Source organism: Phytoactinopolyspora endophytica, assembly GCF_004138495.1.
Classification (GTDB): domain Bacteria; phylum Actinomycetota; class Actinomycetes; order Jiangellales; family Jiangellaceae; genus Phytoactinopolyspora; species Phytoactinopolyspora endophytica.
The window spans coordinates 173,477-174,199 of record NZ_ML142855.1; the positions used below are offsets into that span (position 1 = coordinate 173,477).

General features: G+C 67.8%; 1 protein-coding gene. It reads left to right on the top strand.

Features of this window, described 5'->3' with window-relative positions; all coding sequences use genetic code 11:
* Positions 1-34: 34 nt before the first annotated feature.
* Positions 35-723, top strand: a 689-nt coding sequence (locus ELR45_RS15645; protein ID WP_240759762.1) for a substrate-binding domain-containing protein, incomplete at its 3' end; no start/stop codon positions are given.

Below are 723 nucleotides of genomic sequence, written 5' to 3' on the forward strand. Positions count from 1 at the left end.
GCACGGTGGCGTCGCGAACACCGTGGGGTTCGTGATGGGTGACATCACCAACCAGTTCTACTTCCAGGTCGCCGCGGGCATGGAGCGTGAGCTGGCCAAACACGGCATCACGATGATCCTTGCCGCGACGGAGGACGACCCGGGCAGCGAGGAGCGGGTGGTGGAGACGCTGCTGAACCAGCGCGTCCGTGCGCTGGCGATCGTGCCGATCGCTGCGGACCAGTCGTACCTCGAGGGTGAGCGTCAGCTCGGTACGCCGGTGATCTGTGTCGACCGGCCCGCACGTAATCTGGTCGCCGACGCGATCGTGCTGCGCAACCGGTCCGGCACGGCCGACGCGGTCCGGGCGCTCGTCGAACACGGGCATCGCAAGATCGCGTTCGTGTGCCGCCCGCCCGACCTCTACACCCACGAGGAGCGTGTCGCGGGGTATCGAGACGCGCTCAGGGAGGCGGGTGTCGCCGATACCACGCGCTGGGAACGGCTCGGCGACGACGGCGCACCGAACGTCCAGGGTTACGTCCAGGAGTTGATGACGATGTCCGACCCGCCTACGGCCATCTTCGCCGGCAACAACCATGCCAGCGCCGACGTGATCCGGGCGCTCGGCACACGGCGGGGAGAAATCGCGTTCATCGGCTTCGACGACTTCGAGCTGGCAGACGCCTTCGGCATCAGCGTCGTGGCATACGACACGCTCGAGGTGGGACGACGGGCGGCGCT